15 protein-coding genes and 1 tRNA gene are annotated in these 14,713 nt (G+C 56.9%); 11 read left to right on the top strand and 5 right to left on the bottom strand.

Annotated elements, in window-relative coordinates:
- Positions 1-54 precede the first annotated feature (54 nt).
- The 5 genes from murI to hemA are packed head-to-tail and all read right to left on the bottom strand — an operon-like array spanning position 55 to position 4,796.
- Complete coding sequence (gene murI / locus RGU44_RS24230; RefSeq protein ID WP_322278383.1) at positions 55-855, bottom strand: glutamate racemase; 801 nt, start codon at positions 853-855, stop codon at positions 55-57.
- Entirely contained in the window at positions 848-1,603 is a 756-nt protein-coding gene (locus RGU44_RS24225; protein WP_322177914.1) for a molybdopterin-synthase adenylyltransferase MoeB, read from the bottom strand. The genes murI and RGU44_RS24225 overlap by 8 nt, the downstream gene beginning before the upstream one ends.
- Entirely contained in the window at positions 1,597-2,439 is an 843-nt protein-coding gene (gene prmC / locus RGU44_RS24220; protein WP_322278380.1) for a peptide chain release factor N(5)-glutamine methyltransferase, read from the bottom strand. The genes RGU44_RS24225 and prmC overlap by 7 nt, the downstream gene beginning before the upstream one ends.
- Positions 2,440-3,522 (bottom strand): peptide chain release factor 1, encoded by a 1,083-nt coding sequence (prfA, locus tag RGU44_RS24215; protein ID WP_322177912.1) that lies wholly within the window; start codon positions 3,520-3,522, stop codon positions 2,440-2,442.
- Positions 3,519-4,796: a glutamyl-tRNA reductase gene (hemA, locus tag RGU44_RS24210; protein ID WP_219063481.1), complete on the bottom strand. Its 1,278-nt coding sequence runs from the start codon at positions 4,794-4,796 to the stop codon at positions 3,519-3,521. Before hemA ends, prfA begins: the two co-directional genes overlap by 4 nt.
- A 227-nt stretch (positions 4,797-5,023) precedes the next feature.
- Between hemA and RGU44_RS24205 the strand changes: the two genes are divergently transcribed.
- The 11 genes from RGU44_RS24205 (at position 5,024) to RGU44_RS24155 (ending at position 14,341) form a co-directional block, all read left to right on the top strand.
- Positions 5,024-6,751, top strand: a complete 1,728-nt coding sequence (locus RGU44_RS24205) for a tetratricopeptide repeat protein (RefSeq protein ID WP_322177911.1) — start codon at positions 5,024-5,026, stop codon at positions 6,749-6,751.
- A gap of 4 nt (positions 6,752-6,755) precedes the next feature.
- The gene (gene lolB, locus RGU44_RS24200; RefSeq protein WP_322177910.1) at positions 6,756-7,373 is read left to right on the top strand and encodes a lipoprotein insertase outer membrane protein LolB; all 618 of its coding nucleotides are present in this window, start codon (positions 6,756-6,758) and stop codon (positions 7,371-7,373) included.
- Positions 7,374-7,375: 2 nt separating this feature from the next.
- A complete protein-coding gene (gene ispE / locus RGU44_RS24195) occupies positions 7,376-8,227 on the top strand; it encodes a 4-(cytidine 5'-diphospho)-2-C-methyl-D-erythritol kinase (RefSeq protein WP_322177909.1) in 852 nt (283 codons plus the stop codon).
- 35 nt (positions 8,228-8,262) lie between these two features.
- Positions 8,263-8,337: transfer RNA gene (locus RGU44_RS24190), tRNA-Gln, on the top strand.
- Between the two features lie 46 nt (positions 8,338-8,383).
- Entirely contained in the window at positions 8,384-9,325 is a 942-nt protein-coding gene (locus RGU44_RS24185; RefSeq protein WP_219063551.1) for a ribose-phosphate pyrophosphokinase, read from the top strand.
- Positions 9,326-9,462: 137 nt separating this feature from the next.
- On the top strand, positions 9,463-10,059 hold the full coding sequence (locus tag RGU44_RS24180) for a 50S ribosomal protein L25/general stress protein Ctc (RefSeq protein WP_322177908.1): 597 nt from the start codon (positions 9,463-9,465) through the stop codon (positions 10,057-10,059).
- A gap of 165 nt (positions 10,060-10,224) precedes the next feature.
- Complete coding sequence (pth, locus tag RGU44_RS24175; RefSeq protein WP_322177907.1) at positions 10,225-10,809, top strand: aminoacyl-tRNA hydrolase; 585 nt, start codon at positions 10,225-10,227, stop codon at positions 10,807-10,809.
- 21 nt (positions 10,810-10,830) lie between these two features.
- Complete coding sequence (ychF, locus tag RGU44_RS24170) at positions 10,831-11,931, top strand: redox-regulated ATPase YchF (protein WP_322278379.1); 1,101 nt, start codon at positions 10,831-10,833, stop codon at positions 11,929-11,931.
- A gap of 197 nt (positions 11,932-12,128) precedes the next feature.
- Positions 12,129-13,403: a tyrosine-type recombinase/integrase gene (locus tag RGU44_RS24165; protein ID WP_322278377.1), complete on the top strand. Its 1,275-nt coding sequence runs from the start codon at positions 12,129-12,131 to the stop codon at positions 13,401-13,403.
- 78 nt (positions 13,404-13,481) lie between these two features.
- Positions 13,482-13,721 carry a hypothetical protein gene (locus tag RGU44_RS24160; RefSeq protein ID WP_322278376.1) on the top strand — a complete coding sequence of 80 codons (240 nt, stop codon included), beginning with the start codon at positions 13,482-13,484 and terminating at the stop codon, positions 13,719-13,721.
- A 410-nt stretch (positions 13,722-14,131) separates the two neighbouring features.
- Positions 14,132-14,341, top strand: a complete 210-nt coding sequence (locus RGU44_RS24155; protein ID WP_322278374.1) for a helix-turn-helix domain-containing protein — start codon at positions 14,132-14,134, stop codon at positions 14,339-14,341.
- The last annotated feature ends 372 nt before the right edge of the window (positions 14,342-14,713 follow it).

The following is a 14,713-nucleotide window of genomic DNA, read 5'->3' as shown; positions in this document are numbered from 1 at the left end:
AACATTCGCCGTTACACGTTAGCTCAGCTCAAAGCCGGGCTCTTCGCGTTTTTTTTACCGGGGGAAGAATCGCACATAGCCAGATGTTTTCCATAGCAGCGGTAGGATTTTTCTGAAATCTTCCGGATCCGCACTGGTCCAGAACTGCGTTTCTTGAGCCGGCCCCGTCGCCAGCAACTCACGCTGGGTCAATAACCGTTGAAGTTGCCGAGCGACTGCACCGCCTGTGTCGATCAGGCTGATCGACTCCGGGACCATTTGGCGCAGCAGTGGCTTCAGGAAAGGATAGTGCGTGCAGCCGAGAATAATAGTGTCGCAGCCAGCAGCCAGTAACGGCTCAACATAGCTGCGCAACAAGTTGCTGATAGTCGGGCTGACCAGATCGCCGGTTTCGATCAGCTCGACCAGGCCGGGACACGGCTGGGTAATGACCCGCACATCGAGTGCAAACCGGTCGAGCAAGGCCGCGAACTTGGCGCTCTGCAAGGTACCCGTGGTTGCCAGCACGCCCACAACGCCACTGCGGGTGGCCGCCGCTGCCGGTTTGACGGCGGGCTCCATGCCGACGATAGGCCAGTCAGGATACCGTTCGCGTAAATCCGCAACGCCTGCCACCGTGGCCGTGTTGCAAGCCAGCACCAGTGCTTTGGCGCCCTGCTTCTGGAAAAAATCGGCAATCACCGCACAGCGTTGGCGTATGAACTCGGGGGTTTTCTCGCCATAAGGAACGTTGCCGCAATCGGCCACATACAGCAGGGATTCGTTGGGTAGCAGGCTGCGAATTTCACCCAGCACCGATAAACCGCCAACTCCGGAATCAAAGACCCCAATCGGCGCTTCATGGGTGTTAGTCATGGGCAAGACCGCACACACTGCAGGCTGGATCGCGCTTGACCCTCAACTCACGAAAGCGGCTGGTCAACGCATCGATCAATAGCAAACGCCCCACTAACGGCTCGCCAAACCCGGCCAACAGCTTCAGCGCTTCGAGTGCTTGCAGGCTGCCGACCAGCCCCACCAAAGGCCCGAGAACGCCGGCTTCACTGCACGTCAGTTCAGCTTCGCTGCCATGCCCGTACAGGCAGTGATAACACGGGCTGTCATCGCGCCGTGGGTCGAACACCGACAATTGCCCTTCCAGGCGAATCGCTGCACCGCTGACCAGCGGTTTACGCGCCGCGACACACGCCGCATTTACCGCTTCGCGGGTGGCAAAGTTGTCAGAGCAATCGAGTACCACGTCAACATCGGCTACCGCAGCAGCCAGGCTGTCGGCATCCAGCGCGCGGCGATGGGCGATCAGTTTCACCTCGGGGTTGATCGCGGTCAGGCGCTCAATGGCCGAATCCACCTTGCTCTGCCCGACGCTGTGGCTGTCATGAATGATCTGCCGTTGCAGATTGGTCAGGTCCACGGTATCGAAGTCGGCCAGATGCAACTCGCCGACACCGGCAGCGGCCAGATACAGAGCCACTGGAGAACCCAGGCCGCCGAGGCCGACGATCAACGCCCGGCTGTGTTTGAGGCGCAACTGGCCGTCGATATCCACGTGCTGCAACAAAATCTGTCGACTGTAGCGCAACAGTTCCTGATCGGTCAGCACGGGAGGCGCCCAAGAGTAATACGCTCGTGGCCGCCCAAATCCTTGCGGCTGTGCACGCGTTCAAAGCCTTGGCCTGCCATCAGGTCGCGCACAGCAGCGGCTTGATCGTAACCGTGTTCAAGCAACAGCCAACCGCCAACATCAAGGTAGTCAGGCGCTTGGGTAATGATGACGCGCAGGTCGTCCAGCCCGTCGACGCCCGCCACCAGGGCACTGCTCGGTTCAAAACGTACGTCTCCTGCCACCAGATGCGGATCAGCGCTGGCAATATAAGGAGGATTGCTGATGATCATGTCGAAACGCTGACCTTCAAGTGCGCTGAACCAATGGCTGTTCAGCACCGTGACATTGTTCAGGTGCAGGCGCTGACGATTGCGCTCGGCCAATGCAACGGCTTCAAGGATGCGATCTACCGCCGTTACCCTCCAGGCTGGACGTTCACTGGCCAGCGCCAGGGCAATGGCGCCGGTGCCAGTGCCCAGATCAAGCACGGTGACAGGCGCCAGAGCAGGCGTTATCGCGTGCAGTTCGAGCGCCACTTCGACTAACAACTCGGTGTCGGGACGCGGGATCAGTGTGTGTGGTGCAACTTCCAGGTCCAGCTTCCAGAACCCTTGCTGGCCCAGAATATAGGCCACCGGCTCGCCCGCACGACGGCGTTGCAGATAGGACGCAAACACCTGCGCCGCTTCGCTGCTGACAATCCGCTCGGGCCAGGTGTGCAGGTAGCTGCGGGGCTTGCCTAGAGCGGCAGCCAACAACAACTCCACGTCCAGGCGCGCGGTCGGCGAATCCGGAAGCTCGGCGGCTCTCAACACGCTGGCGATAATAGTCATTTACTCACCCAATGCCGCAAGTTGATCAGCCTGGTACTCGGCCAGCAACGGTTCTATCACTGCATCGACTCCACCGGCCATAACGTCATCGAGGGAATACAACGTCAAGTTGACCCGATGGTCCGTCACACGACCCTGAGGAAAGTTGTAGGTACGAATTCGTTCGGATCGGTCACCCGACCCCACCAGCAATTTACGCTCGCTGGCGATGGCATTGGCCGCCGCGCTGGTTTGCTGATCGTTAAGTTTCGCCGACAGCCAGGACATTGCCCGAGCCCGGTTCTTGTGTTGAGAACGTTCCTCCTGGCACTCGACAACGATGCCGGTCGGAAGGTGAGTGATGCGCACGGCCGAGTCGGTCTTGTTCACGTGCTGACCACCCGCGCCGGAGGACTTGTACGTGTCCACGCGCAAATCAGACGAGTTGATCTCGATGACTTGTTGCTCATCGGGCTCAGGCAATACCGCAACAGTGCAGGCAGACGTATGAATACGCCCCTGGGATTCGGTTTCAGGGACGCGCTGCACACGATGGGCGCCGGACTCGAATTTTAATTTTCCGTAAACGTGATCGCCTTCGACGCGCGCGATGATTTCTTTGTAGCCGCCGTGCTCGCCTACGTTTTCCGACAGAATTTCCACGCGCCAGCCGCGACGTTCGGCGTAGCGTGAGTACATGCGAAACAGGTCACCGGAAAAAATCGCCGCCTCGTCGCCACCGGTGCCAGCACGAATTTCGAGGAACACATTACGCCCGTCGTTCGGGTCTTTGGGCAGGAGCATGCGCTGTAGCTGACCTTCCAGATCGGCCAATTGCTCTTTGGCTTCACGGACTTCCTCGACGGCCAATTCACGCATGTCCGGGTCACTGTCCTTGAGCAGCGCCTGTGCACCTTCCAGATCGCCCAGTACTTTGAGCAACTGGTTGTAGGTCACGACAATAGGCTCTACTTCGGCGTACTCCCGGGAATAGGCGCGAAACCTGTTTTGTTCGGAAATGACTTCGGCATCACCAAGCAGCGCGGTCAGTTCCTCAAAACGATCGTTAAGGATGTCCAGCTTATTGAGCAGTGAAGCTTTCATTGCGGGGGTTTATCCGTCGAGCCCTCACCGAGGGCAAAAAGTTCTTGGGCCATGGCCAACGCATCGAGGCGACCTTCGGCAGACAGCTTTTTCAATTGCACGCTTGGAGCATGCATCAATTTGTTGGTCAGCCCTCGCGCCAATTGCACCAGCACGTCTTCGGCGCTGCTGCCGTTGGCCAACATGCGTTGGGCTTTGAGCAATTCATCGTCACGCAGACGCTCGCTTTGTTGACGATAGGCCTTAAGTACATCCACTGCCGCCAGCTCTCGCAGGCGCAACATGAACTCATCGGCGCCCAGACTCACCAGCTCTTCAGCCGCTTGCGCAGCGCCCTGGCGACTCTTGAGGTTCTCGGCGACCACTTCGTGCAGGTCGTCGACGCTGTAGAGGTAAACGTCGTCCAGCTCGCCGACTTCCGGTTCGATATCGCGAGGCACCGCGATATCGACCATGAAAATCGGTTTGTGCTTGCGCAGCTTCAAGGCGCTTTCCACCGCGCCCTTGCCCAGGATCGGCAACTGACTGGCGGTGGAACTGATCACAATGTCGCTTTTGACCAGCTCAGCCGGAATATCGGACAGTAAAACCGCGTGGGCACCGAACTCCGCGGCCAGGATACTGGCCCGCTCCAGGGTACGGTTGGCCACCACGATACGCCTCACGCCCAGATCATGCAGATGCCGGGCAACCAGCGTGATGGTTTCGCCCGCGCCAATCAACAATGCCTGGCTGCGCTGCAAATCACTGAAAATCTGCTTGGCCAGGCTGACAGCGGCAAACGCCACCGACACCGGGTTTTCACCAATGGCGGTATCGGTGCGTACCTGTTTGGCAGCGTTGAAGGTGGCCTGGAACAACCGGCCCAGCAGCGGGCCAATGGTCCCCGCTTCCCGCGCAACGGCGTACGCAGACTTCATCTGGCCGAGAATCTGTGGCTCGCCGAGCACCAGCGAGTCAAGCCCTGAGGCAACCCGCATCATGTGACGAACGGCCGCCTCATCTTCATGCACATAAGCACTGGCGCGCAGCTCGTCCAGGCTCAGATGATGATAATCGGCCAGCCAGCGCAGTATGGCATCGGACGCAAGGTGATCCTGTTCGATGTACAGTTCGCTACGGTTACAAGTCGAGAGGATCGCAGCTTCGCGGCTGTCGGTTAGACGGCAGAGCTGCTGCAAGGCCTCAACCAACTGCTCAGGCGTAAATGCCACGCGCTCGCGGACGTCTACTGAAGCAGTCTTATGGTTAATACCAAGTGCAAGGAAGGCCATTCAAGGTCGCTGATGGTGACGTGAAGCCGGCAATTGTCCTACTTCGCCAGAGTGAGAACAACCACCGCAGACTATTGTCCGAATAGAGCGGCCCCTTTTAAGCCGTTTATCGGCCGTGTTTTGGCCTCGCCAAAGGCCAGTTGAGTAGTTTTCGCATAGGCTGTGGGTTTGCTCCTAGGCTTGTGTCATGATGATCCGACCGCAGGTAAGTCGCCCTCTCCCTATATATGAATAGATCCTCCGCGTTACTTCTCGCCTTTGTGTTTCTGAACGGTTGCCAGGCTATAGCCCCCGTTTCACCGGATGCTACGCCACCGGCCGCAGACACGACGCCCGCACCCGCACCCAAGCCGCAGGTTTATAGCTCGTTCACCGAAGACACAGTGTTCAGCCTGTTGAGTGCGGAGCTGGCGGGTCAGCGCAACCGATTCGACATCGCGCTGGATAACTACGTCACCCAAGCGATCAATACTCAGGATCCAGGGATTTCCGAACGCGCCTTCCACATTGCCGAGTACCTGGGCGCCGATCAGGCAGCACTGGATACCTCGCTGATCTGGGCGAAAAACGACCCGACCAATCTTGAAGCACAACGCGCGGCGGCGATTCAATTGGCCCGCGCCGGACGCTATGACGATTCCATGGCGTACATGGAGAAGGTCCTGCAAGGACAGGGCGATACGCATTTTGACTTTTTGGCGCTGTCTGCCGCCGAAACCGATGCAGATACCCGCAACGGTTTGCTGACCAGCTTTGATCGCCTGCTCAAGAAATACCCGAAAAACGGCCAGCTGATCTTCGGCAAAGCCTTGCTCCTCCAACAGAACGGTGACGCCCAAGGCGCCCTGAAACTGCTGGAAGACAATCCAGCCAATGACGGCGACGTGACCCCTATTCTGCTGCGGGCCCGCCTCCTGCAGGGCATGGACCGAGGCAAAGAAGCCTTGCCGATCCTGGAAAAAAGCATTCGCCAATACCCGGACGACAAACGCCTGCGCCTGACTTATGCCCGCATGCTGGTCGAACAGAACCGCATGGACGACGCCAAAGTCGAGTTCTCCAGCCTGGTGCAACAGTTCCCGGATGACGACGAGTTGCGTTATTCGCTGGCGCTGGTTTGCCTTGAAGCCAAAGCCTGGGATGAAGCCGTTGGCTACCTGGAAGACTTGATCGCTCGCGGCAGCCACGTTGATTCGGCGCACCTGAACCTCGGCCGTGTCTACGAAGAACGCAACGATCCGCAAAACGCCCTGACCGAATACGCTCAGGTCGGCCCCGGCAATGACTACCTGCCGGCGCAACTGCGCCAAAGCGACATTCTGATGAGCAACGGTAGCGTGGCCGAAGCCTCGAAACGCCTGGCCGCCGCACGCGAAGCGCAGCCCGACTATGCGATTCAGCTGTACCTGATCGAAGCCGAAACCCTGGCAAACAACAACCAGAGCGATCGAGCCTGGCAAGTGCTGGGGCAGGCGTTGAAGCAGTATCCCGACGACTTGAACCTGCTGTATACACGAGCCATGCTCGCGGAAAAACGCGACGACCTGTCGCAAATGGAAAAAGACCTGCGCGCGATTATCAAGCGCGAGCCTGACAACGCCATGGCCTTGAACGCCTTGGGCTACACCCTGTCAGACCGCACGACGCGCTATGCCGAAGCCAAGGCCCTGATCGAACGAGCGCACGCACTGAACCCGGAAGACCCAGCCGTACTCGACAGTCTGGGGTGGGTAAATTACCGCCTGGGCAACCTCGATGAAGCCGAACGCTTGCTGCGTCAGGCGCTGGAACGCTTCCCGGACCACGAAGTCGCCGCCCATCTGGGCGAAGTATTGTGGGCCAACGGCAAGCAGCGCGAAGCCCGGAAAGTCTGGAGCAAAGCCCTCGAGCAACAACCTGATAGCCCTATTCTGCGCAGCACTCTGCGGCGCCTGACCGGATCCGAGACTCTCTAATTTTATGTTTTTGCGCCACGTTATCGTTTTCAGCCTGATCGCCCTGCTCGCCGGTTGCGCCGGTTTTACCTCTCGCGAAGCCCTGCAGGGCCAAGGCAACCCCGCGCAATGGCGCGAACACAAAGCACAACTGAGCAGCCTTGACGGGTGGCAAATCAGCGGCAAGGTCGGCATTCGCGCCCCGAAGGATTCGGGCAGCGGCACCTTGTTCTGGCTGCAGCGTCAGGACTACTACGATATCCGCCTCTCAGGCCCCCTGGGACGCGGCGCAGCCCGCTTGACCGGACGACCGGGTAGCGTCGCCCTGGAAGTAGCCAATCAGGGCCGCTACGAAGCTGCCAACCCGGAAGACTTGCTCCAACAACAACTAGGCTGGAAATTACCGGTGTCGCATCTTGTCTGGTGGGTACGCGGTCTACCCGCTCCCGGCAGCAGGAGTCGCTTGAACCTGGATGGCGACAGTCGCCTTGCCAGCCTCGAGCAGGACGATTGGCAAGTCGAATACCTGAGCTACACGCAACAGAACGGCTATTGGCTGCCTGAGCGCATCAAGCTGCACGGCCAGGACCTCGACGTCACGCTGGTGATCAAGGACTGGCAACCACGCAAACTGGGGCAATAATCATGCACACCCCTCGCCTGACGCTGCCGGCACCCGCCAAACTCAACCTGATGCTGCATATTCTTGGCCGTCGCGAAGACGGCTATCACGAGTTGCAGACGCTGTTTCAATTTCTCGACTACGGTGACGAACTCAGTTTCGCCGTACGCGATGACGGAGAAATCCGCCTTCAAACTGAAATTCCCGGCGTGCCCCACGACAGTAACCTGATCGTAAAAGCCGCTCGTGCATTGCAAAAACAATCCGGCTGCACCCTTGGTATCGACATCTGGCTGGAAAAACGTCTGCCCATGGGCGGAGGAATCGGCGGCGGAAGCTCCGATGCGGCCACCACATTGCTCGGTCTGAATCACCTGTGGAAACTTGGCTGGGATGAAGATCGCCTGGCCGCATTGGGCCTGACATTAGGCGCGGACGTCCCGGTTTTCGTGCGTGGACATGCTGCGTTTGCTGAAGGTGTCGGAGAAATACTGACCCCTGTAAACCCCGAAGAGCCTTGGTATCTGGTGCTTGTACCGCAAGTATCTGTAAGTACAGCAGAAATTTTTTCAGATCCACTGTTGACACGAGACACTCCTCCCATTAAAGTGCGCCCCGTTCTCGAGGGAAACAGTCGAAATGACTGTCAGCCGGTTGTAGAGAGGCGTTACCCAGCTGTTCGTAACGCTTTGAATTTGTTAGGCAATTTTGCCGAAGCAAAATTAACCGGAACTGGAAGTTGTGTGTTTGGGGCCTTCCCAAACCAAGCCGAAGCTGATAAAGTCTCGGCCCTTCTTACAGAGACCCTTACAGGGTTTGTAGCAAAGGGAAGCAACGTTTCGATGTTGCATCGCAAGTTACAAGATCTGTTCTAAGAATTGAGTGCTGGGCACTCAAGGTGAAACATTACAGGGGCGTCGCCAAGCGGTAAGGCAGCAGGTTTTGATCCTGCCATGCGTTGGTTCGAATCCAGCCGCCCCTGCCATTTTCTATACTCATCCAGGTATACCCTCAGCCGGCAGGTAGTGCGCGTGTCCAAGATGATGGTCTTTACGGGGAACGCTAACCCCGATCTAGCTAGGCGTGTAGTACGCCAGCTGCATATCCCTCTAGGTGATATCTCCGTCGGCAAATTTTCCGATGGTGAAATCAGTGCCGAGATCAATGAAAACGTCCGCGGTAAAGACGTCTTCATTATCCAGCCAACCTGTGCACCAACCAACGATAACCTGATGGAACTGGTTGTGATGGCAGATGCCTTCCGCCGCTCCTCAGCGTCTCGAATCACTGCGGTGATTCCATACTTTGGTTATGCCCGCCAGGATCGCCGTCCGCGTTCCGCACGTGTAGCTATCAGCGCGAAAGTTGTCGCTGACATGCTGACCGTGGTGGGGATCGATCGTGTTCTTACGGTTGATTTGCATGCGGACCAAATTCAGGGATTCTTCGATATTCCGGTAGATAACATCTACGGCTCCCCCGTTTTGGTGGATGACATCGAAGATCAACGCTTCGAAAACCTGATGATTGTTTCCCCGGATATCGGTGGCGTCGTGCGTGCACGGGCTGTTGCCAAATCCTTGGGCGTCGATCTCGGGATCATCGATAAACGCCGTGAGAAAGCCAATCACTCTGAAGTGATGCATATCATCGGTGATGTCGAAGGGCGTACCTGTATTCTGGTCGACGACATGGTCGATACCGCCGGCACTCTGTGTCACGCGGCGAAGGCCCTGAAAGAGCATGGCGCTGCCAAGGTCTTTGCCTACTGCACACACCCTGTGCTGTCGGGTCGGGCTATCGAAAACATTGAAAATTCCATGCTGGACGAACTGGTGGTGACCAACACCATCCCGTTGTCCGCTGCCGCACAATCCTGTTCACGTATCCGCCAACTGGATATTGCACCGGTAGTTGCTGAGGCGGTCCGCCGCATCAGCAACGAAGAATCGATCAGCGCGATGTTCCGCTAAGGGCTCTGCCCACGGTTGCATTACGCTGTCGAAAAGCGCCCCGCCCCAACCTACTGTTGGGGCGGGGCTTTTTTGCCCATATCGTCTGAGCGCCGGTCGCAACCGCTGGGCGAATGTGGTTATTTTGGAGAAACAACATGAATAACTTTACTTTGAATGCTGAAGTGCGTTCCGACCTGGGGAAAGGTGCGAGCCGCCGCCTGCGTCGTCTCGCAAGCCTGGTTCCAGCTGTCGTTTACGGTGGCGAAAAAGCCCCTGAATCGATCAGCATGCTGGCTAAAGAAGTTGCCAAACTGTTGGAAAACGACGCTGCTTTCAGCCACGTTATCGAACTGAACATTGGTGGCACCAAGCAGAACGTCGTGATCAAAGCACTGCAACGTCACCCGGCCAAGGGCCACGTGATGCATGCTGACTTCGTACGCGTTATCGCTGGTCAGAAACTGATCGCTCACGTACCTGTGCACTTCATCAACGAAGAAGCACCGATCAAGAAAGGCGGCGAAATTTCGCACGTTATTTCCCAGGTCGAAGTAACTTGCCTGCCGAAAGATCTGCCTGAGTTCATCGAAGTCGATCTGAACGCTGCTGAAGTGGGTGACATCATTCACCTGTCCGACCTCAAAGCACCTAAAGGCGTTGAGTTCGTAACACTGGTACACGGTAACGACCTGGCTGTTGCCAACGTTCACGCACCACGTGTAGCACCTGAAGCAGAAACCGCTGCCGAGTAATTCATTGCTTGGTAACGTCGGAGTTGCTCAGAAAGCGTCGCGAGCGATAGTCAGGCAAAGCGGGCGAGATCGCGGAGTTTACATCATGGTAAATGAGCATATTTCGCCCACTTCTGTCGCTACGCCTAGCGATGTTATCCACAACTCCAAGGAAGAGCCCCTGTCGTGACTGCCATACAACTGATCGTTGGCCTGGGAAATCCAGGCGCCGAATACGAACAGACCCGGCATAACGCAGGGGCTCTTTTTGTTGAGCGTATTGCTGCGGCGCAAGGCGTCAATCTTGCCGTCGAGCGAAAATTTTTTGGCCTGACCGGGCGATTCACTCACCAGGGTCAGGATGTTCGTCTACTGATCCCCACCACGTACATGAACCGCAGCGGCCAAGCCGTGGCGGCGCTCGCTGGCTTCTATCGCATTCCGGTAGACGCCATACTGGTGGCACATGATGAACTTGACCTGCCTCCCGGCGTTGCCAAGCTAAAGCAAGGCGGCGGCCATGGCGGTCATAACGGACTGCGCGACATCATCGCGCAGCTCGGCAATCAGAATACGTTTCACCGCCTGCGGCTTGGCATTGGCCACCCAGGTGATGCCAGCAAGGTCTCCAATTTTGTTCTGGGTCGAGCGCCACGCGCTGAACAGGAAAAACTGGACGCCAGTATCGATTTTGCCCTCGGCGTGCTGCCGGATATCTTCGCCGGTGAATGGAACCGCGCGATGAAAAACCTGCACAGCCAGAAGGCCTGACTAACTCCAAGGGGAAATATCATGGGATTCAATTGCGGCATCGTCGGCCTACCCAACGTCGGCAAGTCCACCCTGTTCAACGCCCTGACCAAATCCGGCATCGCGGCTGAGAACTTCCCCTTCTGCACCATCGAGCCGAACACCGGTATCGTGCCGATGCCGGACGCACGCCTGGACGCTTTGGCGGCCATCGTTCTCCCGGAACGTGTACTGCCGACCACCATGGAATTCGTCGACATCGCCGGCCTGGTTGCTGGCGCCTCGAAAGGTGAAGGCCTGGGCAATAAATTCCTCGCCAACATCCGCGAGACCGATGCCATCGCCCACGTGGTTCGCTGCTTCGAAGACGAGAACGTGATTCACGTCTCCAACAGTGTCGACCCGAAACGCGACATCGAAATCATTGACCTGGAATTGATCTTCGCCGACCTCGACAGCTGTGAAAAACAGCTGCAAAAAGTGACGCGCAATGCCAAAGGCGGCGACAAGGAAGCTGTTGCGCAAAAAGCCATTCTGGAACAACTCATCGCCCACTTCTCCGAAGGCAAGCCCGCGCGCAGCCTGGTGAAGAACATGAATACCGATGACAAACAACTGGCTCGTGGCTTCCACCTGTTGACCATCAAGCCAGTCATGTACATCGCCAACGTTGCGGAAGACGGCTTCGAGAACAACCCGCTTCTGGACGTGGTCCGTGCCATCGCCGAAGAAGAAGGCGCAATCGTAGTTCCAGTGTGCAACAAGATCGAAGCAGAAATCGCTGAGCTCGACGATGGCGAAGAGAAGGACATGTTCCTTGAGGCTCTGGGCCTTGAAGAACCTGGCCTGAACCGCGTGATCCGCGCGGGCTACGAAATGCTTAACCTGCAAACCTACTTCACCGCAGGCGTAAAAGAAGTTCGCGCCTGGACTGTCCGCGTGGGTGCCACCGCACCGCAAGCCGCAGCAGTGATCCACACCGACTTCGAAAAAGGCTTCATCCGCGCCGAAGTCATCGCCTACGCAGACTTCATCCAGTACAAAGGCGAAGCCGGTGCTAAAGAAGCGGGCAAATGGCGCCTGGAAGGCAAGGATTACATCGTCAAAGACGGTGACGTGATGCACTTCCGCTTCAACGTATAAATCAGAACTGCTATTTCCCGACACATCACGACACATGCAAACCCTTGATAAGCCCCGCTAAATGCGGGGTTTGTCGTTTCTGGGTGTGTCGCACTGTCCATTGTCGGCTCAAATTAAACCGGGTACGCTACCGGGTATGAGGTTTTGACCTGGTATGAAAATACCGGGTACGACCAAAAAACCCGGAGAACCGCACCATGCTTAACGATACCCAGTGCCGCGCTGCCAAGCCTAAGGACAAGCCCTACAAGCTATCAGACGGCAAAGGGCTACACCTCGAAGTCAAACCTAACGGGGTAAAGGCATGGCGGTATCGCTTTGAACTTCGGGAAGGCGATACCACCAGGGAGAGCATGTTCGCTATAGGCGAATACTGCATTGCGCCTGCCGGGGAGAGTGCCGAAGAAACGAAGGCGAGGAAGGCTGGGCGGCGGTTCACGCTGGCAGAAGCACGGGACGAACGAATCAAGGCCCGCGCATTGGTCAAGCAAGGGATTAACCCAGCCCAAAGTCGCCAACTGGAACGCATCAAGCTGGAACAGGAAAACGCCACGACCTTTGAAGCGGTAGCCCGTGAATGGTTAGCCCTTCGGGATTGGGCGGAAATCACTAAGGCTAAGCGGCTGAATATGCTCACCCGTGTTGTCTTCCCCAAGATTGGCCTACTGCCGGTGCGAGGGATCACCCCCGCGCATATCCTGGACGTACTCAACACCTCAGCAAAGAAAAACGGACTGACCGTAGCAGCCGAGGCCAAGCGCACCATGTCCAAGGTATTCGAGTTAGCAATCTCGACCCTACGCGCAGAGGCCGACCCGGTTCATCCTGTCAGGAACGCCATTCCGAAGAACAAGACCCAACACAAGCGCCCCCTTTCTTCCGACGAAATAGGTCAACTGCTGCGGGATGTTGCCGGGCACGGCGGAAGGCATGAAACGTTGGCGGCATTCAACCTGATGTGGCTAACCCTTTGCCGACCAAGTGAGGCGGTGGACGCTGAGTGGGCTGAATTCGACCTTGACGCTGGGATATGGTCCATCCCCTCGTGCCGAATGAAGAAGCGCAAGGAACACGTGCTACCCCTGCCGACACAGGCCGTTGAGTTGCTGCGGGGCATCCATGGCATTACCGGGCGGCATGTCCACGTATTCCCCGGCCGGGATGACAAGGAAAAGTCCATGGACGTGGCGTCATTCCGGCAAATGCTTAACGTGCTGGGATGGGGTGGGAAATTCAGCCCACACGCCACACGAACAACTGGCAGTACACGCCTGAACGAGATGGGGTTTTCGTCGGATTGGATTGAGCGCCAGCTTGCACACGAGGAACCAAACAAGGTCCGCAGCACTTACAACCATGCCAAACACATGGATGACCGGGCAAAGATGATGCAGCAATGGGCTGACATGCTTGACGCCTGGAAAGTGGACGAGGGGAGCAACGTAGTGCCGATAAAAAGAACCGCAGCCTGACGGTATCAGGCAAACCGGGCAAGGAAGGAGCTGCAACCCCCGCCCTGCCCTAACCACAACGTAAACATGGATTACATCATGGCTGATAATCATTCTAGCAAGCTGTCACAACAACCAGAAGTTGAGGAAGTCGCCAACAGGCTACAAGCAATCGCGGCGCAGTTGGCCGGATTCAAGCCGACACTCGATACCGCCATTGAGGATGTACCAGCGGCAATCGGCAACACGCTTGTATTGTTGGGAGGTATGGCCGACTACATGAACAATGAAATTTCTACGCTGGCAGAACGACTTAGCCTAATTAATGACGCTGATTAACCGCATCATTAATTAACATTTATTGCTATTAACTAACATTTTCACAACTTTTCAGAGCTTGACAGAATATAGGACGGTGTTGCACTGTATACGTCGTCGCGGGTTGCTAGCCCTTCGTTAAACGCCAAATTGGCGGCGCGACAACCGTAATTACGCAACCAGTATTACGGGCTTATTCAAGGTGCACCGTTTCCGCACCGCTTCGGCTACTTCGGACCTTTGAATAAGTTTTACTAGATGTAGATTATTGCTGTCGGGGTAAAGGCTTGCCCTGGATGGTCTACAGACGGACAACTCGGTGTGCGGCTCATCATTTGGGATGGGCATAGGTGCGGACTTTGATGCTTTTAAATCATCGTCCGTCCACAACTCAAAGAAAGTTGGCGGACTCCTTCAATTGAGGAGTGACCATGCACACGAATACCCGCAGCAATCCAATCGCCTACCGCCCCAACGAAGCGGCTCGCCTACTGAGCATATCCCGCAGCACCCTGTATCGCTTCGTCACGCAAGGGCATTTGCAGCTTGTGAAGATTGGCGAGCGTAGCAGCGCCATTACCCGTGAATCCATTCTCAGCTTTGCCGAAAAGCGCGGCATACCTGTGCCTGCTGGTCTGTGAGGGGATAATCGTGAGCAAAAAAAACGGCACCACTCCAAAAAGTAGCACCGCATCAAACACACACACCGATGGTACAGGCCGCCAGCCAGGCGGGGCAACGCGCACACAGTTTACCGACCCACAAAACTCTCCACCCAACGGCTATGACACTTCGCGCATGTCCTACACGGGTACGCACACCCTCGGCTCGTGGCTGGAGATGCTGACCGGCCCTGGTCAGGGTAACGTCGAGGGAATTGCCCAAAGAGTACGACAGGCCGCCTTGGACGGCCGGGCGGTTCGGGTTCCGTTTCGGGTTGGCAAAAAGCGCTTATGGATAGTGCTAGAGCCCGTGCATGGATCCGGGGGGCTGATGCTGCACTCCTGGACACA

It is taken from the genome of Pseudomonas sp. 5C2 (assembly GCF_034314155.1).
Classification (GTDB): domain Bacteria; phylum Pseudomonadota; class Gammaproteobacteria; order Pseudomonadales; family Pseudomonadaceae; genus Aquipseudomonas.
The sequence above is the reverse complement of the archived record's forward strand: the minus strand, read 5'-3'. Positions and strand labels throughout refer to the sequence as shown.

Excerpts from the sequence above, each read along its gene's own strand:
- RGU44_RS24165 (WP_322278377.1), top strand. The coding sequence starts at position 12,129 with ATGCTTAACGATACCCAGTGCCGCGCTGCCAAGCCTAAGGACAAGCCC.
- RGU44_RS24155 (WP_322278374.1), top strand. The coding sequence starts at position 14,132 with ATGCACACGAATACCCGCAGCAATCCAATCGCCTACCGCCCCAACGAA.
- murI (WP_322278383.1), bottom strand. The coding sequence starts at position 855 with ATGACTAACACCCATGAAGCGCCGATTGGGGTCTTTGATTCCGGAGTT.
- ychF (WP_322278379.1), top strand. The coding sequence starts at position 10,831 with ATGGGATTCAATTGCGGCATCGTCGGCCTACCCAACGTCGGCAAGTCC.
- RGU44_RS24160 (WP_322278376.1), top strand. The coding sequence starts at position 13,482 with ATGGCTGATAATCATTCTAGCAAGCTGTCACAACAACCAGAAGTTGAG.
- lolB (WP_322177910.1), top strand. The coding sequence starts at position 6,756 with ATGTTTTTGCGCCACGTTATCGTTTTCAGCCTGATCGCCCTGCTCGCC.
- RGU44_RS24180 (WP_322177908.1), top strand. The coding sequence starts at position 9,463 with ATGAATAACTTTACTTTGAATGCTGAAGTGCGTTCCGACCTGGGGAAA.
- RGU44_RS24205 (WP_322177911.1), top strand. The coding sequence starts at position 5,024 with ATGAATAGATCCTCCGCGTTACTTCTCGCCTTTGTGTTTCTGAACGGT.
- prmC (WP_322278380.1), bottom strand. The coding sequence starts at position 2,439 with ATGACTATTATCGCCAGCGTGTTGAGAGCCGCCGAGCTTCCGGATTCG.
- hemA (WP_219063481.1), bottom strand. The coding sequence starts at position 4,796 with ATGGCCTTCCTTGCACTTGGTATTAACCATAAGACTGCTTCAGTAGAC.
- prfA (WP_322177912.1), bottom strand. The coding sequence starts at position 3,522 with ATGAAAGCTTCACTGCTCAATAAGCTGGACATCCTTAACGATCGTTTT.
- ispE (WP_322177909.1), top strand. The coding sequence starts at position 7,376 with ATGCACACCCCTCGCCTGACGCTGCCGGCACCCGCCAAACTCAACCTG.